Origin of the sequence: Micromonospora echinospora, from assembly GCF_900091495.1 — a bacterium.
GTDB classification, from domain to species: Bacteria; Actinomycetota; Actinomycetes; order Mycobacteriales; family Micromonosporaceae; genus Micromonospora; species Micromonospora echinospora.
In genome coordinates, this window is the sequence record NZ_LT607413.1 from 5911776 (window position 1) to 5930773 (window position 18998).

The 18998-nt window shown below is 74.8% G+C and carries 15 protein-coding genes; 9 read left to right on the forward strand and 6 right to left on the reverse strand.

The window, feature by feature from the left end:
- The first annotated feature begins 79 nt into the window (after positions 1-79).
- The 3 genes from GA0070618_RS25415 to GA0070618_RS25425 are packed head-to-tail and all read left to right on the forward strand — an operon-like array spanning position 80 to position 3361.
- Positions 80-1033: a thiamine pyrophosphate-dependent dehydrogenase E1 component subunit alpha gene (locus GA0070618_RS25415; protein ID WP_157749011.1), complete on the forward strand. Its 954-nt coding sequence runs from the start codon at positions 80-82 to the stop codon at positions 1031-1033.
- Positions 1030-2022 (forward strand): alpha-ketoacid dehydrogenase subunit beta, encoded by a 993-nt coding sequence (locus GA0070618_RS25420; RefSeq protein ID WP_088983875.1) that lies wholly within the window; start codon positions 1030-1032, stop codon positions 2020-2022. Before GA0070618_RS25415 ends, GA0070618_RS25420 begins: the two co-directional genes overlap by 4 nt.
- 52 nt (positions 2023-2074) lie before the next feature.
- A complete protein-coding gene (locus GA0070618_RS25425; RefSeq protein WP_088983876.1) occupies positions 2075-3361 on the forward strand; it encodes an aminotransferase class III-fold pyridoxal phosphate-dependent enzyme in 1287 nt (428 codons plus the stop codon).
- Between the two features lie 10 nt (positions 3362-3371).
- Here GA0070618_RS25425 and GA0070618_RS25430 read toward each other — a convergent pair whose 3' ends face one another.
- The 5 genes from GA0070618_RS25430 to GA0070618_RS25445 all read right to left on the reverse strand — a co-directional run bounded on the left by GA0070618_RS25430 (position 3372) and on the right by GA0070618_RS25445 (position 9522).
- On the reverse strand, positions 3372-4736 hold the full coding sequence (locus tag GA0070618_RS25430) for an MFS transporter (RefSeq protein ID WP_157749012.1): 1365 nt from the start codon (positions 4734-4736) through the stop codon (positions 3372-3374).
- A gap of 35 nt (positions 4737-4771) precedes the next feature.
- Positions 4772-5974 (reverse strand): cytochrome P450, encoded by a 1203-nt coding sequence (locus GA0070618_RS25435; protein WP_143740303.1) that lies wholly within the window; start codon positions 5972-5974, stop codon positions 4772-4774.
- A 67-nt stretch (positions 5975-6041) separates the two neighbouring features.
- Positions 6042-6617, reverse strand: a complete 576-nt coding sequence (locus GA0070618_RS33685) for a DUF5825 family protein (protein ID WP_143740302.1) — start codon at positions 6615-6617, stop codon at positions 6042-6044.
- A gap of 2 nt (positions 6618-6619) precedes the next feature.
- Positions 6620-8464, reverse strand: coding sequence for a RiPP maturation radical SAM C-methyltransferase (locus GA0070618_RS25440; RefSeq protein WP_088983879.1), 1845 nt, complete (start codon positions 8462-8464; stop codon positions 6620-6622).
- Positions 8465-8763: 299 nt separating this feature from the next.
- Positions 8764-9522, reverse strand: coding sequence for a ferritin-like domain-containing protein (locus tag GA0070618_RS25445; RefSeq protein WP_088983880.1), 759 nt, complete (start codon positions 9520-9522; stop codon positions 8764-8766).
- 496 nt (positions 9523-10018) lie between these two features.
- Between GA0070618_RS25445 and GA0070618_RS25450 the strand changes: the two genes are divergently transcribed.
- On the forward strand, positions 10019-12946 hold the full coding sequence (locus GA0070618_RS25450; protein ID WP_088983881.1) for an ATP-binding protein: 2928 nt from the start codon (positions 10019-10021) through the stop codon (positions 12944-12946).
- Between the two features lie 27 nt (positions 12947-12973).
- Positions 12974-14392: an RtcB family protein gene (locus GA0070618_RS25455; protein WP_088983882.1), complete on the forward strand. Its 1419-nt coding sequence runs from the start codon at positions 12974-12976 to the stop codon at positions 14390-14392.
- 83 nt (positions 14393-14475) lie between these two features.
- Here the strand turns inward: GA0070618_RS25455 and GA0070618_RS25460 are convergent, their stop codons facing one another.
- Positions 14476-14904, reverse strand: a complete 429-nt coding sequence (locus GA0070618_RS25460; protein WP_088983883.1) for an archease — start codon at positions 14902-14904, stop codon at positions 14476-14478.
- A 159-nt stretch (positions 14905-15063) separates the two neighbouring features.
- On the opposite strand from GA0070618_RS25460, the gene GA0070618_RS25465 reads away from it, so the two are divergent.
- The 4 genes from GA0070618_RS25465 (at position 15064) to GA0070618_RS25480 (ending at position 18965) form a co-directional block, all read left to right on the forward strand.
- Positions 15064-15669: an MBL fold metallo-hydrolase gene (locus tag GA0070618_RS25465; RefSeq protein ID WP_088983884.1), complete on the forward strand. Its 606-nt coding sequence runs from the start codon at positions 15064-15066 to the stop codon at positions 15667-15669.
- A gap of 134 nt (positions 15670-15803) precedes the next feature.
- The gene (locus GA0070618_RS25470) at positions 15804-17291 is read left to right on the forward strand and encodes a flavin-containing monooxygenase (protein ID WP_088983885.1); all 1488 of its coding nucleotides are present in this window, start codon (positions 15804-15806) and stop codon (positions 17289-17291) included.
- Complete coding sequence (locus tag GA0070618_RS25475) at positions 17284-18135, forward strand: SDR family NAD(P)-dependent oxidoreductase (protein ID WP_088983886.1); 852 nt, start codon at positions 17284-17286, stop codon at positions 18133-18135. The genes GA0070618_RS25470 and GA0070618_RS25475 overlap by 8 nt, the downstream gene beginning before the upstream one ends.
- Positions 18132-18965 carry an alpha/beta fold hydrolase gene (locus tag GA0070618_RS25480; RefSeq protein ID WP_088983887.1) on the forward strand — a complete coding sequence of 278 codons (834 nt, stop codon included), beginning with the start codon at positions 18132-18134 and terminating at the stop codon, positions 18963-18965. The genes GA0070618_RS25475 and GA0070618_RS25480 overlap by 4 nt, the downstream gene beginning before the upstream one ends.
- Positions 18966-18998: the final 33 nt, after the last annotated feature.

The following is an 18998-nucleotide window of genomic DNA, read 5'->3' on the forward strand; positions in this document are numbered from 1 at the left end:
GATTGCCAGATCCACGCCGAACAGGCTCCACCATCCGGGGAAACCCGACGGTCCGGCGAAGGCGGGAACGGTTGTGCAGGTGACAGCGGCGTACCGGACGATGCTGCGGATCCGGGTCCTCGAGGAGAGGATCATCGAGTCCGCCAACCGGGGTGAGATCGTGGGCTTCGTGCACCCGTACACCGGGCAGGAGGCGGTCGCGGCCGGGGTGCTCGCGGCCCGCCGTCCGGACGAGTGGGTGGTCAGCTTCTACCGCTGTCACGGGCACGCGGTGGCCGCCGGCCTACCGCTGGACGGGATCGTCCGGGAGATCCTCGGGCGCGCGGGCGGCCTCTGCGGGGGCAAGGGCGGCTCGATGCACCTGGCCGACCGGTCCCGCCACTTCCTCGGTGCCAGCTCGATCGTCGGCAGCCAGCTCTCCATCGCCGCCGGGGTGGCGATGGCGGAGAAGACCACCGGCGCCGGCCGGGCCACCGTGGTCTTCTGCGGTGACGGCGCGCTCGGCACCGGCGTCAGTTTCGAGACCCTCACCATCGCGGCCACCCTCGGTCTGCCCCTCGTGCTGGTCTGCGAGGACAACGGCTGGCAGGACCACACCCGCAGCGACCTCGTCCGGCACCGGACCCCGACCGAACTGGTGGCCGGACTCGGCATCGACCACGTGGAGGTCGACGGCAACGACGTCGAGGCGGTCCACCGGGCCGCCGGGACGTTGCTGGCCCGGTGCCGGCGCGACCGCCGTCCCCAGGTGCTGGTGGCCCGTACCTACCTGCGGCACTACCACGCGCAGGTCGGTGGTGCCCGCCCCGCCGAGTACCGGCCGGCTGACGAGGTCGCGTACTGGCTGGCACGTGACCCGCTCGACATCGCCGCCGCCCGCGCCGACCTGACCGAGGACCGGCGGACCGGGCTCCACACGGAGACGGTCCGCGAGATCGACGAGGTCTTCGCCGCCGCGCTGGCCGCCCCACCACCGGATCCGGCGACGGCGGCCGGGAACGTCACCACGGAACCCGTGGCGGTGACCCGGTGACCCGGCGTCACCCGGTGGGCACGGCCGTGCGGTCGGCGTTGACCGAACAACCCGACCTGCACATGTTCTGCACCTACCAGCAGCCCGACCTGGTCGACCTCTTCGGTCCCGACCGGATGGTCCGGCTGCCGATCGCCGAGAACGCGATGGTCGGTATGGCCGTCGGCATGGCGCTCGTCGGGCGGCGCGTCCTGGTCAGCATCGCCCGCGTCGCCTTCCTCTTCACTGCCTTCGACCCCCTGGTCAACCAGGCCACCAAGTGGCGGTACATGTCCGACGGGCAGTTCTCCGTGCCGTTGGTGATCCGGGGGCTGACCCGGGGCGACGAGCACCTCGGCGCGCAGCACGAGCACAGCGCCCACTCGATGCTCAGCCAGATCCCCGGCCTGGTCGTCGCCGTGCCGAGTTCGCCCAACTCGGCAGCCGGGCTGCTCGCCACCGCGCTGCGGCACCCCGACCCGGTCGTGGTGCTGGAGTCACCGCGTCTGTACACGCCGGACTGGGCGGACCTGCCCGAACCGGAGGCCACCCCGGCGCCCCTGCCGTTCGGGGTGGCGGGCCGGGCCCTGGCCGGACGTGACCTGACCCTGGTCGGTATCGGCAACACGGTCGCGCTGTGCCTGCGCGCCGCCCGTCGGCTCGCCGGCCACGGACTGCGCTGCCAGGTGGTCGACCTGCGCACCGCCGCGCCGCTGGACCGGGACGGCACCGCCGGCCTGGTGGCCGGGGCGGGTCCGGTGGTGCTGGTGGACGAGGAACCCCGCGCCTCCTCCCTGCTCTGCGACCTCGGCCTGCACCTGGTCCAGGTGGGGGCGGTCGAACCGGACCGGCTGGCCTTCGTGTGCGGCGCGGCGGTGCCCGCTCCCGCCAGCCCGGTGCTGCTGGCGCCCCTGCTGCCGACGGTCGACGACGTCGTCGGGTCAGCGCTCGCCCTCACCCGGCGGCGGTACGCGGCCACGGGTGGGACGTCGACCGCCGGCTCGCACTGACCGGCGTGGGCCGGGCGGCCCGCCGGGACCGGCACCAACTGGGAGGAACAGGATGACGTCGGATTTTCCCGCGGACTACGCGGTGTGGCACGGCCTGTCGCCGATGACGGACTTCTTCCGCGACGCGGACCCGGGCCAGTTCCTGGTGGAGGGCGACGGCAACCACGTCATCGACGCGGCCGGCCGCCGCTACCTGGACGCGCGGTCGTCCATGTGGAACCTGACCCTGGGACACTCCTGCGAGCCGGTGAAGGAGGCGATGCGCCGGCAGTTGGACACGCTCCCCTCGGGCACCGTCATGCGGTACGAACAGCCGCCCGTGGTGGCCGTGGAGTACGCCGCCCGCCTGGCCGCGCTGATGCCGGCCCCGCTACGGCACGTCCGGTTCGGCAACACCGGCAGCCAGATGACCGAGGCCGCGGCGATGCTCTCCCGCTTCCACCGCCGGGTGACCGGGCAGCCGGACCGGCGGTACGTCGTCGCCGTCCACAACGGCTACCACGGCACCGGGCCGCTGGCCACCGCGCTGACCGGCGAGCCGATCCTGCACGAGTGGTCCGCCCCGCTGGACGCGTACGTCCGCCACGTCACCGCGCCGACACTGCCGGAGATCCTCGCCCTCGTCGAGGAGATCGGCGTGGAGCGGGTCACCGCGGTCGTCGTGGAGCCGGTGCTCGGCAGCGACATCGGGGCCGTCTCGCTGCCCTTCCTGGAGTCGCTGGTCGCCGAGTGCCGGGCCCGGGACGTCCACCTCGTCGTGGACGAGGTGACCACCGGCGCCGGACGTACCGGCACCATGACGGTGAGCGAGCGGCTCGCGGTCGCCCCGGACATGGTCGTGCTCGGCAAGGGGCTGAGCGCCGGGTACTTCCCGCTGGCCGCGCTCGTGGTGGGCACGCCGATCTTCGACGCGCTCGCCGACCCGCCGTTGCGGCTGGGCTTCCCGAACGGGTCCACCACCGACGGGCACCCGATCGGGATGGCCGCCGGCCTCGCCGTGCTGGACGTGCTCACCGCGCCCGGGTTCCTGGCGGGGATCCGGGAGACCGGCCGGCACCTGGTCGAGCTGCTCACCGGCCTGGCCGGCGAGCCGGGGGCGGGCCCGGTGGTGGGCGAGGGGATGATGCTGAGGTTGGAACTGGCCCACGACGACGGCACGCCCTGGTCGGTCCGGGAGGTGAACCGGTTCCGGCTGACCTGCCGCGACCACGGCCTGCTGACCAGCTACGCGCCGGGGTTCCTGCCGCTGATGCCGCCGCTGACCCTCTCCCGCGCCGAGTGCGGGGAACTGGTCGACCTGCTCCGGGCCGCGCTGCGCGCCCACAAGGTGGAGCGCTGAGACGATCAGGTCAGTGCCGCGCGGCCCGGTCGCCCGTGGGCTCACCGCCCGTCGGCTCACCGGCGGCTGGGCCGGCAGGAGGGCCGGGCTGGGAACGGGTGTCGGGTGGGTTCGCGTCCGGGCGACGCCCGATCCGCCCGGTGACGGTGGCCGTGCCGGCGAGGGCGAGCAGAGCGAAGCCGGTGAGGGTCCCCGGCAGCCCCCAGACGTCGGCGGCGACGCCACCGACGAGCGCCCCCACCGGTACGGCCAGGATGGACACCGTCCGGCTGAACGCGATGACCCGGCCGAGCCGCTCGGCGGGCACCAGTTGTTGCTGGAGCGTGGCCGACGCCACCGCCCAGACCGTCGCGCAGTACCCGAAGATCAGCTCGTAGACGACGAAGAGCAGGAGCGGGGCGGCCAGGGAGGCGGCCGGGATGAGCAGCAGCGAGCCCGCCGCGACCGGGGCGAACAGGGCGATCGAGCGGTCCAGCCCGAACCGGCCGACCACCCGCCGGGCGGTGGCCACGGCGGCCAGCGCGGCGGCGCTGTTCACCCCCCAGAGTGCCCCGACCTGGAACGGGCTCAGCTCCAGCGTTCGGTAGGCGTAGAGGGTGTAGAGGGCGCCGAGGCCGGCGCCGCCGACGTTCAGCGCGGCGGTGGCGAGGGCCAGCCGGCCCAGCAGCGGGATCTCCCGGAAGGTGCCCAGTCCCTTCCGCAGTGAGGTCCGCAGGTCCGCCGCCGAGCGGCGCAGCGCGGCCCACCGGGACACCGGCGCGGTGACCGCCGGCTGCTCGGGGGCGCTCCGGTCGGCCCCCCGCAGCCGGCTGAACACGACCGCGGAGGCGAGGTAGCTCACCGTGTCGACGGCGATGGCGAGCGCCGCGCCGAGGGCCTGCACGAGCAGCCCGCCGATCGCCGGCCCGGCGATCTGGCCGGCGGCGCGGGCCCCGGCGAGGGAGGCGTTGGCACCGACCAGCCGGTCGGCGGGCACCAACCGGGGCAGCACCGCGTTGATCGAGATGTCGGTGACCCCGGAGAGGATGCCGGAGCACGCCGCGACCACCACCAGGTACGGCAGGCTGAGCACGTCGAGCAGGTACATCGCCGGCACCGACGCCACGACGAGCGCGTGCAGCAGGTCGTTGGCGACCAGCAGCCGGCGGGGTGAGCGGACGCTGTCGATGAGGACGCCGACCAGCGGCGCGGTCAGTCCCCGGGCGCCGTACTCCAGGGCGAAGATCAGCGCCGCCGCGACCGGCCCGGCGTCCAGCAGCAGCACGGCCAGGGTGGGCAGCGCCAGCGCGGTGACGTGGGTGCCGGTGAGGCTGACGAGCTGCGCCACCACCAGCGGGCGGAGGGCGGACCGGCCGGGGGAGGGAGCCGTCGACACGGGGCGCACCGGACCTTCCGAGGCGGTGGACCCGGTCACCAGGTGACCGGCAGCTCGCGGGGCCCACGCAGGACGGTGCCGGTCTTCCAGGACACGCTACCGGGCGGTACGGCCAGACGGAGGGTGGGCATCCGGTCGCGCAACACGCCGATCACCTCCTGCAGCTCCATCGTGGCCAGTCGCGCGCCGAGGCAGCGGTGCGGCCCCCACCCGAACGCCAGGTGAGGTTCCGGATCGTCTCGGTCGAGCCGGAAGGTGTCCGCGTCCGGGAACGCCTCCTCGTCCCGGTTGGCCGAGATGGTGGAGACGAAGACCGCCTCGCCGGCCCGGACGGTCACCCCGTCGAACGGGACGTCCTCGATCGCCACCCGGCCCAGCCCGGTGCCGCCGCTGAGCGGGACGAACCGCAGCAGTTCCTCGACCACGGTCGGCAGCCGCGCCGGCTCCGCGCGCAGCGTCGCCCACAGGTCGGGCCGGGTCAGCAGCAGGTACGTCGAGGAGGCGATGTGACCGGCGACGGTCTCGAACCCGTTGACCAGCAGGGTCGCCCCGAAGGCGAGCAGCTCCCGCTCGGTGAGGCGGCTGCCCGCGTCCCGGGCCTGCACCAGCGCGCTGAGCAGGTCGTCGGCGGGTTGCTCGCGGCGCTGCCGGATCAGCTCCCGGAGGTAGGTGTCCAGCGCGTCAACCACCGCCCGGAACTCCTCGGCGGTGACCTTCCGCAGAGCGGCCAGGGACTCGGTCCACCGGCGGAACTCGGTGCGGTCGGCCAGCGGCACGCCGAGCATCCGGCAGATCACGGTCATCGGCAACGGCAGGGCGAGGGCCTGGGTCAGGTCGGCCGGCGGTCCCTGCCGGACCATGTCGTCGACGAGCTGGTCGGCCACCTCGCGTACGTACGGCCGCAGCTCGTCGAGCCGTCGTTCGGTGAAGGCCACCGCCACCAGCCGGCGCAGCCGGCTGTGCTCGGGTCGGTCCACGTCCATGATGGTGCTGGCGACGGGCGGGACGGCGGTCTGCCGGGGCACGTCCGGGGCCGTCGCGGCGGCCCGGCTGAAGCGGGGGTCGGTCAGCACCTTGCGGACGTCCCGGTAGCGGGTGGCCAGCCACGCCTCGCCGGCGTACGGCAGCCGGACCCGGATCAGCGTGCCGCCGCGCCGTGCCTCGTCCAGCCGGGGGCTGATGCGGAGCTCGGCGTAGTCGAGGAACGGGTAGTCGGGCGCCTGGTCGGTGGGACGCACCGCGCTGCTCCTTCCGGGTTCGTCCGCGCGCGTGCCGGACGCGGGTCGACGCCGACGCGGCGGGCGGTCAGATGGCCAGGTACGGCACCGGCCAGTGCCGCAGCCGGTAGGGCAGGACCAGCAGCCGCTGGTCGACCCGGAGCAGGAGCCCGGCCTCGGCGACCGTGTCGACCAGCTCCCGGGCCTCCGGCGCCAGGTCGTCCACGGTGCGTGCCTCGGCCATGGCGAGGAAGTGGTCGGCGCCCTCGTCGATGGTGATCCGGGCGTCCTCGCTCTCCGGGCGGACGTCCTTGATCGAGACGAAGCCGGGGCCGCGCCGGTAGAAGAAACTGCCGTAGCGGTAGCCGGCGGTCCACGACCTGGCGTGGGCGGCGCTGTCCGCGTCCACCCCGCCGGAGGGCGGGACCAGGTGCACGTGGGTGTGCAGCGGGAAGCACGGCAGTCCGGCGAGCCGCCAGCGCAGCCGTACCGCGTGGCTGGTGACGTCGCGCAGGTAGCGCAGCAGCTCCAGGTCCTCGGCCGGGGACCGGCCGAAGTGGAGCACGGTGTCCGCGTCCACCGTGCGGTAGGTGAGCTCCGGCGTGACCGGCGGGAGGTCCGAAGCTCGGACAGCGGCGGTGTCGGGCGGGTTCGTCGTCGGCATGGTCACCCCACCTTGATCGGAATGGCGTTGGTGGCGAGGCCGATCCACTGTCCGTTCTCGACGAAGACCAGGCCTCGCGTGACGAACCCGGCCAGGATCTCGCGCACCTGGGCCTGGTCGGCGGCGAAGCCGGCGGCGGTCACCTCCCGGTGCAGCGCGGGCAGGGTCCGGCCCGGCTCGGCCGCCCGGTACACCGCCCGGTGCAGCGGGTCGGTGACCCGGTGGTCGGTGGCGGGCCACCCCACCCGACGGTCCTCGAAGACGGTCGCGTCCGGTTCCTCGATCCGGAGCAGGGTGCTGTCCGGATATCCGGTGTTCCACGCGTCGAGCAGGTCCCGCAGGCGCTTCGCCTCGGCCTCGGAGATGCCGGCCGGGTCGGTGTCGAAGAGGTAGACCATGTCGTGCAGGTCCGCCTCGGGCAGGGCGTACACGTGCCGGTACGCCTGCGCGGTGCGCCGGTTCGGGAAGCCCAGGGCGGGGTTCTCGAAGTAGGGGCTGAACCGTTCCAGCAGGATCCGGGACGCCCCGGCCGGCGGTTGCAGGTGCATCAGCGCCGGGATCTGCCGCAGCACGGGCTCGTAGTCCTCGGCGCGTTCCTCCGGGAAGCCGTAGAGCCAGTTCCAGGTGACGGTGAGGCCGGCGGACTCGCAGTCGCGCAGGGTGCGGACGTTGCGCGTCCCGGCCACCCCCTTGTCCATGATCTTGAGGACCGGCGACACCAGGCTCTCGATGCCGGGCTGGACGTGACTGACCCGGGCCGTCCGGAAGATCTCGATCTCGGCCGGCTTCAGGTTGGACTTCACCTCGTAGTGCAGTCGCAGGTCCCAGTCGAGTTCGGCCAGCCGGGGCAGCACCGTGGTGAAGAAGCTGTTCGCGATGATGTTGTCGACCATGATCAGGTCGAGGGTGCGGTGCCGGCCGGTCAGCTCGCCGATCTCCTGGATCACGGCCTCCGGGCTCTTGGCCCGGAAGGTCATCAGCGTGCCGTTGAGCCCGCAGAAGGTGCAGTGGTGCTTCTCGCCCCACCAGCAGCCCCGGGCGGTCTCCAGCACGAGCTTCGGCTCGATGTGGGCGTTGACCGGGGAGATCTCCATCCGGGTGAACCAGTCGTCGAAGTCGGGGACCGGCACCTGCGTCATCGGCAGCGGCGACGCCTGCGGGTTCTGGTGTGCCACCCCGGCGTCGTCCCGCCAGCACAGTCCGGGCACGGTGCGCAGGGTCTCCGGCGTGGCGCCGTCGGCGAGGACGCGCAGCAGCGCCGGAAACGACTTCTCTCCTTCGCCCCGCAACACGAGGTCGACGAAGGGGTAGTTGCGGTGCAGCGCCACGCCCATCGGCCCGTCGCAGTTGCCGCCGCCGAAGACGATCGTCACGTCCGGTCGGCGGGCCTTGATGCGCCGGGCCACGGCCAGGCTCGGCACGTTCTGCATGAAGGTGGTGCTGAAGCCGACCACGCGGGGGTGTCGCGCCAGCACCTCGTCGGTGACCAGTTCGACGAAGTCGGCGGCGTGCGTGCGCATCCGGCTGACCGGTGCGATGTCCAGGCCCCGTTCCGCCGCGTAGACCTGCAACGTCTCCACCCCGAAGTCGGGGTCGTCGTGCAGGGCGCCGGTGAAGACCCAGTCGCCCAGCCCGTCGAAGAGGCCCTCCTCGGCGACCGCCGTGTACTCCTGCGGACCCAGGTCGCCGCCGGTACGGGCCATCAGGAACTCCGCCCAGCGCAGGTTCGCATGGTACGTCTCCGGGGCGGGCAGGCCAGCCCGGGTCGCCGCGGCGCGGAGCAGACCGAGCGGCAGCGAGGGTGACTCCAGCGACTGCCACGGCATCGCGACCAGGCAAACGGACACGTCATCGTCTCCTTTCTCGGGCCGGCCGGGTGGGCCCGGGTGGGCCGGCTTCCACCCGGGCCACTCGATCACTTCTGGGTCTGGGGCCGGTTCAGCGGCACCAGGTACTTGCAGACGCCGTGCGTCGGCGCCTTCACCTTGACGACCGTGATCTTCATCGGAATCACCTCCCTTCCTGGGGCAGCGCTGTCAACGGATGGCGGGGGCCGGGTTGCCCTGCTCCCGCCGCGCGAGAACGCAGTGCTTGGAGACGCCGTGGGTCGACGTCTTCACCTTGACGACGGTGATCTTCATGGAGATCACCTCCCTTCCTGGAACTCGATGTGGATGCCGGCGGCGGCGAGCCGGGCCCGGTGCCGCCGGTGGAACCAGGCCTGGACGCTCGCGGGCTCCCGGCCGGTGTGGGTGGCAAGGGCGACCGCGACCTCGTTCAGGCCGGTCAGTCCGATGCCGATGTCGTGCCACTCCTGGGCGTGTTCCGCCCACTCCTCGCGTCCCCGGGGGGTGCGGGTCTCCCGGGCCAGGAAGTTCAGCCCGATCGCGATGTGCCGGATCTCGTCGCGGCGGACGTGGTGGTACAGCCGCCCCAGCGGGTCGCCCGCGAAGACCTCGCCGAGCAGGATGAACTCGTCGGCCGCCAGCCCCTCCAGCATGGTGTGCACCAGGGCCCGTCCCATGTACGGCAGGCTGGTCAGCCCGTCGTCGAGGGGCTGCATCGTCTCCTGGGCGTCGGCCGGTTCACCGCCGACCAGCTTGGCGTACCGGTAGAAGGCGTCGGCGTGCCGGGCCTCGTCGGCGGTGGCGAGAGCCAGGCTGAACCGTAGCGGCGCGTCCTCGGTCTCGGCGGCGAGCGTCGCCGCGGCCACCAGCCCGGCCTGTTCGGCGTAGTAGCCGGCGGAGGCGACCCGCCAGGCGCGTTCGGCACGTGCCGGGTCGTCGCTGAACCGTCCCTCCCGGAGCACGTCCTCGATACGCCAGGGGGTCCGGTCCCGGGTGACCTGGAAGATCCGGTACGCCACCTCGTCGGCGTCGAGGTCGTCCGGTCGCAGCAGGGTCATGAGCGCCTCCGTGCGGTGCCGGGTGAGCCGGCCGGTCCGTCGTGGCCGCCGTCCGGCGCGACGGTGGGATGCGGGCGGACGGGAACCGGGTGTCGGCGGTCGGGTGGGTTTCCGGTCACCGTGGTCCGCCCCCTCGGGTCGATCGAGCCGATCGGGATCGTGGGGACCGGTGGGCGGTCGCTACGTCCTGCCCGTGAGCTTCATCGCTCGTCGGGGGCGGTGGCAGGGCAGCCGGCCACCCATATTTCGTCCCCTCCCGGTGCCGGTCGGGGGACCGGGCGGGGCGTCGGGGGTGCCGAACCCGGTCGGGGCGCACCGAAATCGCTGCTGGTCCGGCCTCGGGGCGGTCACCGGCGGATCCGTGCGCCGGGGCGGACAATCTGGGTGGTCGCTACCCATCGTCGGGCCCCGGGCACTCTCGGCATCCGCTCGTCGACGGCGGGTTGCCCTCCGGACCCCGTGGACCCACCCCCTCAAGATTGATATCTTTCTATTCATGCCGATGGGGGTGACGCGGCTGGTGGGCCGCACCGACGAGGTGCGCACCCTGGCCCGGACCCTGACCTCCACCCGCGACGGAGACGGTCGGGCGGTGTTCCTGGTCGGCGAACCGGGCATCGGCAAGTCCCGGCTGGCCGCCGCGACCCGCGACCTCGCGTCCGCCACCGGGACGAGGGTGCTGCACGGTCGCTGCGGCGCGGTCGGCCCGGCCATCCCGCTGCGACCGCTGCGCGAGGCGCTGCTCTCGGTGACCGCCGTTCTCCCCCCGGCCGACCTCGCCGTGCTGGGGCCGTACCGGTCGGCGTTGGCCCGGCTGGTGCCGGACTGGGCCGTCGGCGACCCGCCCGGGCCGCAGCCGTCCGACCACGACCTGCTGGCCCTCGCCGAAGGGGTGCTCCGCCTCACCGGGCTGGCCGGCCGGGACCGGGGCTGTCTGCTCGTGCTGGAGGACCTGCACGACGCCGACGACCCCACCCTGGCCGTGCTCGACTACCTCGTCGACAACGTCGGCCGGCAGCCGACCACGCTGCTCGGCACCCTCCGCGCCGACGCCGGACCGGCGCTGGACCTGGTCCGCGCCGCCGCCCGGCGCGGCGCCTGCCGCCTCGTGCCGCTGGGCCCACTCGACCCGGACGACCTGCGCCGGCTGGCCGGCGTCCGGCTGGACACGCACCCCGACGAACTGCCGCAACCCGCGATCGACCTGCTCTGGGCGGGCAGCGGCGGCAACCCGGGCGTCGCCGAGGACACCCTCGGTGAGCTGGTCGACGCCGGCGTGCTGCGGCCCACCCCCACCGGGTGGCGGGTCGGACGTGAGCGGGTCGACGACCCGGCGGCCCTGCCCACCCTGACCCGCCCGGTCGACCGGCTCGCCCCGGCTCGGCGGGAACTGCTGTCGCTGGGGGCGACCCTCGGGCCGGTCTTCCTGGTCGCCGTCCTGTGCCAGGCCACCGGCCGGCCCGAACGGGAGGTGCACGAGGACCTGGCAGACGCCACAGCCGCCCGGTTCGTCCGACCGGACGGTCCGGAGCCGGACCGGTACCGTTTCGTCCACCCGGTGCTCGGCGGCGCGCTGCTCGCCCGCCTGGACCCGGCCGCGCGGCGTCGGCTCGCCCGACGGGCCGCCGACGCGGTGACGGTTGTCCACCGGGGACTACCCGGCCCCCACGTCCGGACAGCCGCCGACCTGTGGCTCCGGGCGGGCGACCCGGCCGCCGCCGGCCGTCTCCTCGCCGAGGCGGGGCGGCGCGCCGTCGACCGGGGCGCCGCCGAGGAGGCCGTGGAGCTGCTCCAACGGGCCGGCGACCTGCTCGCCGACGCCGAGGCCGCCCACCGCGCGACCGTGCTGGAGTCCCTGATCAACGCGCTGACCGAGGCCGGGGCCGCCGGCCGCGCGCTCGGTCACGCCGCCGCGCTCGGCGACCTCGCCGACCGACTCGATCCGCGGCACCGGGCCCGCCTGCACACCGCGCTCGCCTGGGCGGCGACCACCGCCGGTCTGGCCGGCGACGCCCGGCGCCACGTCGAGTTGGCCCGCGCGCTGCTCGGCCCCGACGCCACCGAGCCGGACACCGCCCCGGTCGACGTCGTCGCCGCCCACCTGACGGCCTGCGGCGGCGGACCGGACCGGGTCGCCGAGGCCGAGGCCGCCGCCCGGCGGGTCGAGACGGTGGCCCGCGCCGCCGGCCTGCCGGCCGTCGCCTGGCGGGCCGACCTCCTGCTCGGCGAGCTGACCCGACCCCGGGACCCGGCCGAGGCCACCGACCACCTGAACCGGGCCTGGTCGGTCGCGGTCCGGCAGCCCGCTCCGGTCTGGGAGATCCACTCCCTGGTCCGGCTCGGCGACGACGACGCGCTGCGCACCGGCGACCTGAACCGGCTGGAACGGGCCCACCGCACAGCGGCCCGCGTCGGCGCGCTGCACGCCCGCCACGAGGCGGAGACGCGACTCGCCCTGCACGCCGTCCTCCAGGGCCGGTTCACCGCCGCCGACCTGCTCACCGAGCGGGTGCTCGCCGCCGCCACCCGCCACCGGTCGCCACGCGCCGCCCGCCACGCCCTGCTGCTGCGCGCCACCGCCGCCGCCCACCGGGGACGCCACCGGGCGATGACCGACGCGCTCATCGGGTTCCGCCGCCACGGCGGCGACGCCGACCGGTACGCCCCCTGGACGCACGGACTGATCCGGCTCTTCGCCGCCCTGCTGCGCGAGGACCGTCCCCGGGCGCTGCACGAGTCCACACGCGCCGCGCGGGCCGACCGGGACCATCCGACGGTATGCCCCCTCGCCGGCCGGCACGGGCTGGACCTGCTGCTGCGCACGGTGACCGACACCGACGACCCGCCCGCCGCGCCGGCCGACGACCCGCCCGGCCGCCTCCGCTGGAACCAGCAGTTCCGGCTCTTCGCCCACGCGGTCCGGCACGGCCGCGCCGGCCGCGCGGACGAGGCGACGGACGCGGTGCGGGAGGCGGTACGGGTCGCCGCGCCGTACCCGGTGGCCGGGCACCTCGGCCTCCGCCTCGTCGGCGAGGCCGCCCTGACCGACGGCTGGGGCGAGCCGGTCGAGTGGCTGCGCGCCGCCGAGGACCACTTCCACCGCACCGACGTGCCGGCGGTCGCCGCCGCCTGCCGGAGCCTGCTGCGCCGGGCCGGCTCCCGCCCGTTGCAGCGCCGCGCCGGCGTCGAGGAGATCCCCGGCGTGCTGCGCGCCGCCGGCGTGACACCCCGGGAGTACGAGGTGCTCCTCCTGCTCGCCGGCCGGCTCAGCAACCGGGAGATCGCCGACCGGCTGCACCTGTCCGCGCGGACCGTGGAGAAGCACGTGGCGAGCCTGATCACCAAGACCGGCCAACCGGACCGGATCGCCGTGGGACGGCTCGCCGCGACCGGTGCCCCACCGGGCGCCGCCGCCCAGGTGTAGCCGGCCCCGGGCGGGGTAGCCCGCGGCGTGGAACTGGTGGAGGAGTCGGCGTACCGGTTCCGGATCGACCGGCACGGTCCGATGCGGGTGCCCGGCGTGGTCTTCGCCGCGCGGGCGCTCCTGCCCGACCTCGGCGAGGACCGGTCCCTGGAGCAGGTGGCGAACGTCGCCACCCTGCCCGGCATCGTCGGCGCCGCCTACGCCATGCCCGACGTGCACTGGGGGTACGGCTTCCCCATCGGGGGCGTCGCGGCCACCGACGTGGCCGCCGGCGGGGTGGTCTCCCCGGGCGGCGTGGGCTTCGACATCTCCTGCGGGGTACGGCTGCTCGCCGCCGACCTCTCCCGCGACGAGTTCCCCCGGCTCCGGGAGGCGCTGCTGGACGGCCTGGACGCGGCCGTTCCCCGGGGGATGGGCCGGGGCGCGGTGTGGCACCTCGGCGACCGTGCCGAACTGGACGCCGTGCTGCGGGGCGGCTCCCGGTACGCCGTCGAGCGGGGCCACGGCGTCGAGGCGGACCTGGCGCGCTGCGAGGACCACGGAGCGGTCGGCGACGCCGACCCGGCCCAGGTCAGCGACCGGGCGGTGCAGCGGGGGCAGGGTCAGGTGGGCAGCCTCGGTTCCGGCAACCACTTCCTGGAGGTGCAGGCGGTCGACGAGGTGTACGACGAGCCGGTGGCCACGGCGTTCGGACTGCGGACCGGCCAGGTCTGCGTGATGGTGCACAGTGGCTCGCGGGGCCTGGGCCACCAGGTCTGCACCGACCACGTCCGGTCGATGGAGCAGGTCATGCCCGGTTACGGCATCGAGGTGCCGGACCGTCAGCTGGCGTGCGCCCCGGTGGACTCCCCGGCGGGTCGGGCGTACCTGGGGGCGATGGCCGCCGCGGCGAACTACGCCCGCGCCAACCGTCAGCTGCTCGCCGAGGCCGCCCGTCGGGTCTTCACGCGGGTCGCCGGTGCTCGCCTCGACCTGGTCTACGACGTCTCGCACAACCTCGCCAAGATCGAGGATCATCCGGTCGACGGGGCGACCCGCCGGCTCTGCGTGCACCGCAAGGGGGCCACCCGGGCGTTCCCGCCCGGACACCCGGACCTTCCCGCCGACCTGCGCCCGGTGGGGCAGCCGGTGTTGATCCCCGGCTCGATGGGCACCCCCTCGTACGTGCTGACCGGGGTGGCCGGCGCGCCGGCGTTCGCCTCCACCTGCCACGGCGCGGGCCGGGTGCGCAGCCGGAAGGAGGCCACGAAGACGGTCCGGGGCCAGGACCTGCGCCGTGACCTGGCGGCCCGGGGCGTCGCGGTGCGCGGCACCTCCTGGCGTGGCCTGGCCGAGGAGATGCCGGAGGCGTACAAGGACGTCACGGCGGTGGTCGACGCCGCCGAGGGAGCCGGCCTGTGCCGCCGGGTGGCCCGGCTGGTGCCGCTCGGCGTGGTCAAGGGCTGACCCGCCCGCCGGCCCCCGTCCTTCCGGTCGTCGTGGTCGACGGTCGACCCGCCGGCCACCCGGCGGCCGGCGGGCCCGGACCGTCACACGTCCATGGTCACCGCGCAGGACCAGCCCGCCGACACCCGGTCGAACCGCAGCCCGTGCAGCGACACCGCCTTCGGCACCGCGCCGACCAGCTCCACGTCGTCGGTGGCCACCGTCCGCCACCGCACCCGTAGGCCACCGTCGCCGGCGTCGGTCACCTCGACCTCCACCGGCAACGTCCCCTCGGTCTCCAGGCGGAAGACGACCTCGTCGAGGACGGCCACCAGCAGGTCCTCGTCGCTCCCCGGCGGCACGTCGAACCCGGCGGTGCCGGTCGGCGCGGCCCCACCGGGGTCGGCGAAGCTCTCCACCAGGGCGGCGACCGCCTCGGCCAGACACCCCTCCCGGGTCGGCGCCCACGCCTCCACCCGTACGTCGGCGGTGTGCGGCACCCGTCGGTGTCCCCGGGCCGGTCCTGCGTCCATGCCCCGATCATGCCCGGACCCGGTCGTCCCGCGCGGCGTACCGGCCGTTTGCGGACGGGCCACCGTCGGCCGACCCGCCGGCCGGCGTCGCGCCGTGCCGGCCCGTCGCGTGACCCGGCCGGGACGCCGGGGCCGGGCGGGCCCGCGTACGGTGCCCCGGTGAAGGTCACCAAGTTCACCCACGCCTGCGTCCGCCTCGAACACGAGGGGCGGGTGCTGGTCATCGACCCGGGCACCTGGAGCGAACCGCGCGCCCTGGCCGGCGCGGACGCCGTCCTGGTCACCCACGAGCACACCGACCACATCGACGTGCTCCGGCTGGCCGGGCTCGGTGTCCCGGTGCACGTGCCGGCGCAGGCCCACCTGGGCGACCTCGCCCCGCTGCCGGTGACCCGGGTCGAGTCCGGGGAACGCTTCACCGCCGCCGGGTTCACGGTGACCGCCCACGGCGGCCGGCACGCCACCATCCACGACGGACAACCCGACTGCGCCAACCTCGGCTACCTGGTCGACGACCGCCTCTACCACCCGGGCGACTCGCTGCACGTCCCGGACGTCCCGGTGGAGACCCTGCTCGTACCGGCGCAGGCGTCGTGGCTGAAACTCACCGAGGCGATCGACTTCGCCCACGCGGTGGCCCCGGAGCGGATCTTCCCGATCCACGACGCCCAGCTCAACGAGCGCGGCATGGCCAGCGTCGACGGATGGTTCGGCGAGACGCTGGGCGGGCGCTACCGCCGCCTCGCGCCGGGCGAGAGCGCCTGACCGCGTCGACCACGGTCCATCACCGTACGGTGACGGGTCGTGTCCGTTCGCCGTTGACCCGGTCGACCGTGCTGGTTACTGTCCGGTAGTGCCGGTCCGTCGACCGGTGGTCACGTCTCGTGAACGGAGCGGGCATGGCAGTGGACCACGTCGACGTGCTCATCGTCGGTGCCGGCCTCTCCGGCGTCGGGGCCGCCTGCCACCTGCGCCGCGCCCTCCCCGAGAAGACCGTGGCGATCCTTGAGGGCCGCGACGCCATCGGGGGCACCTGGGACCTCTTCCGCTACCCCGGCGTCCGCTCCGACTCCGACATGTTCACCCTCGGGTACTCGTTCCGCCCGTGGACCGATCCGAGGGCCATCGCCGACGGCGACTCGATCCGCCGGTACGTCCGCGAGACCGCCCGCGAGTACGGCGTCGACGCGCTGATCCGGTTCCGGCACCGCGTGGTGTCCGCCGAGTGGTCCAGCGCCGACGCCCGCTGGACGGTCCGGGCGCACCGCGCCGACACCGCCGAGACGGTCGTCCTCACCTGCCGTTTCCTCTACGCGTGCGCCGGCTACTACCGCTACGACGAGGGATGGACCCCGCACTTCCCGGGCGCCGGGGAGTTCACCGGCCGGATCGTGCACCCCCAGCACTGGCCCGACGACCTCGACCCCACCGGCCAGCGGGTGGTGGTGGTCGGCAGTGGCGCCACCGCGGTCACCCTCGTCCCGGCGCTGGCCGACCGCGCCGCCCACGTCACCATGCTGCAACGCTCACCCGGATACGTGGTCTCGCTGCCGTCGCGGGACCGGCTCGCCGACGCGCTGCGCCGCCGGCTGCCCGCCCACCTCGCCTACTCGCTGGTGCGCTGGAAGAACGTCCTGGCCTCTACAGCGATGTTCCAGTTCAGCCGCCGCGCCCCCCGGCTGGCCCGGTCCGTGCTGCGGCGCGGCGTGCGCCGTCAACTGCCCGCCGGCTACGACGTCGACCGGCACTTCTCGCCCCGGTACGACCCCTGGGACCAGCGGCTCTGCGTGGTCCCCGACGGTGACCTCTTCGCCGCCGTCCGGTCCGGCCGCGCCGAGGTGGTCACCGACACGGTCGAGACGTTCACCGCGACCGGCATCCGCCTGGCCTCCGGCCGTGACCTGCCGGCCGACGTGATCGTCACCGCCACCGGGCTTAATTTGCTCGCCGTCGGCGGCATCGAGCTGACCGTCGACGGCGACCGGGTCGACCTGGCCCGCACCGTCGCCTACAAGGGCATGATGCTCTCCGGCGTGCCGAACTTCGCGATGACCCTCGGCTACACCAACGCCTCCTGGACGCTCAAGGCCGATCTCGTCGCCGGGTACGTCTGCCGGCTGCTGCGCCACATGGACCGGCGCGGTCACCAGGTCTGCACCCCGCTCGCCCCGGACACCGACCGGCTGGAACCCATCATCGACCTGCGCTCCGGCTACGTGCTGCGCAGCGTCGACGCGCTGCCCAAGCAGGGTCCCGCCGCGCCGTGGCGGCTGCACCAGAACTATCCCCGGGACGTGGTGACGATGCGGCACGGCCCGGTCGACGACGGGGTGCGCTTCTCGCGGGCCACCGCGCCGGTCGCCGCCGGGGGAGCGTCCCGTGCGTGACCTGGTCTTCACCGACGGCACCGCGGTGGTCACCGGTGCGGCCGGGGGCATCGGCGCGGCCCTCGCCCACGGCCTGGCCCGCCGGGGCAGCCACCTCGTCCTGCTCGACCGGGACGGCGACCGGCTCGCCGAGGTGGCCGCCGCCGTGCGGGCCGCGCACCCCGCCCTCCGGGTCGACACCCACGTGGTCGACCTGGCCGACGCCGGGGCCACCGCGCGGGTCGCCGAGACGGTACGCGCCGCGTACCCGGGCATCCGTCTGCTGGTCAACAACGCCGGTGTCGCCCTGGGCGGCCGGTTCGACGAGGTGACCCTGGAGGAGTTCTCCTGGGTGATCGACATCAACTTCCGCGCGGTGGTGCAGTTGACCCACGCGCTGCTGCCCACCCTGAAGGCCGAACCCGGTTCGCACCTGGTCAACATCTCCAGCCTCTTCGGCCTGATCGCCCCGCCGGGCCAGGCCGCCTACTCGGCCAGCAAGTTCGCCGTCCGGGGCTTCACCGAGGCGCTGCGGCACGAACTGGGCCCCGACGGCGTCGGCGTCACCTGCGTGCACCCGGGCGGCATCCGCACCCGCATCGCCGCCAGCGCCCGCATCGGCAGCGGCGTCGACCCCGACGAGTACGAGGCCGGCCGCCGCCGGTTCGAGAAGCTGCTCACCATCGACCCGGCCCGGGCCGCCGAGGTCATCCTCGACGGCGTGCGCCGCCGCCGGGGCCGGGTGCTGATCGGCTGGTCGGCGACCCTGCCCGACCTGATGGCCCGGATCCTGCCCGCCTCCTACGGCCGGCTGCTCGCCCTCGGCGACCGGCGTTCCGCCGCGCCCCGGCGGGAGCGGGCATGACCGCCACCTGGCTCACCGTCGCCGGCCGTCGGGTCCGCTACCGGGTCGACGGGGCCGGGCCGCCGGTGGTGCTGCTGCACGGCATCAGCCGCAGCCTCGACGACTGGACCGAGCAACACCACCTGCTCCGCGACCGGTTCCGGGTCCACTCCCTCGACCTTCCCGGCTACGGCCACAGCGCGCCGCTGTCCGTACCGCACACCCTGCCGGCGCTGGCCGACGCGGTGGCGGGGTTCTGCGACGCGGTCGGGATCGCCGGCCCGGCGCACCTGGCCGGCAACTCCCTCGGCGGGGCCGTCGCCATGCAGCTCGCGGTCCGCGACCCGGCCCGGGTGTCCAGCCTGGTGCTGGTCAACAGCGCCGGCTTCGGCCGGGAGGTGGCCCTCGCGCTGCGGATCCTGGCCATCCGCCCGCTCGGGCGGGTGCTGCTGCGGCCGAACCGGCTCACCGCCCGCCGGGTGACCCGGTCGCTGTTCCACGACCCGGTCCACGCCACCGAGGCCCGGGTCGCGCACGCGCTCGCCATGGCGCGCGAGCCGCACGCCGCCCGGGTGATGCTGGAGACCCTGCGCAGCCTCGGCGGGCTGCGCGGCGTCCACCCGCAGTGGCGGGCCGACCTGCTGGACGCGGTGGCCGCGCTGCCGCTGCCCGTCCTGGTCACCTGGGGCGACCGGGACCTGATCCTGCCCGTCACGCACCTCACGGCGGCCCGTGCCCGACTGCCCCACGCCCGAACCCACCTCTTCACCGGCTGCGGCCACCTGCCGCAGGTGGAGTGCGCCGAGGAGTTCAGCCGCGTGGTCGCCGACTTCTGGACCACCCCCGGCTGACCGGCCGGTGGCGCCCCTGCCCGTCGGCTCGTC

Coding starts and splice junctions, on each gene's coding strand:
- GA0070618_RS25425 (WP_088983876.1), top strand. CDS start 2,075: ATGACGTCGGATTTTCCCGCGGACTACGCGGTGTGGCACGGCCTGTCG.
- GA0070618_RS25445 (WP_088983880.1), bottom strand. CDS start 9,522: ATGACCCTGCTGCGACCGGACGACCTCGACGCCGACGAGGTGGCGTAC.
- GA0070618_RS25450 (WP_088983881.1), top strand. CDS start 10,019: ATGCCGATGGGGGTGACGCGGCTGGTGGGCCGCACCGACGAGGTGCGC.
- GA0070618_RS25480 (WP_088983887.1), top strand. CDS start 18,132: ATGACCGCCACCTGGCTCACCGTCGCCGGCCGTCGGGTCCGCTACCGG.
- GA0070618_RS25460 (WP_088983883.1), bottom strand. CDS start 14,904: ATGGACGCAGGACCGGCCCGGGGACACCGACGGGTGCCGCACACCGCC.
- GA0070618_RS33685 (WP_143740302.1), bottom strand. CDS start 6,617: ATGCCGACGACGAACCCGCCCGACACCGCCGCTGTCCGAGCTTCGGAC.
- GA0070618_RS25470 (WP_088983885.1), top strand. CDS start 15,804: ATGGCAGTGGACCACGTCGACGTGCTCATCGTCGGTGCCGGCCTCTCC.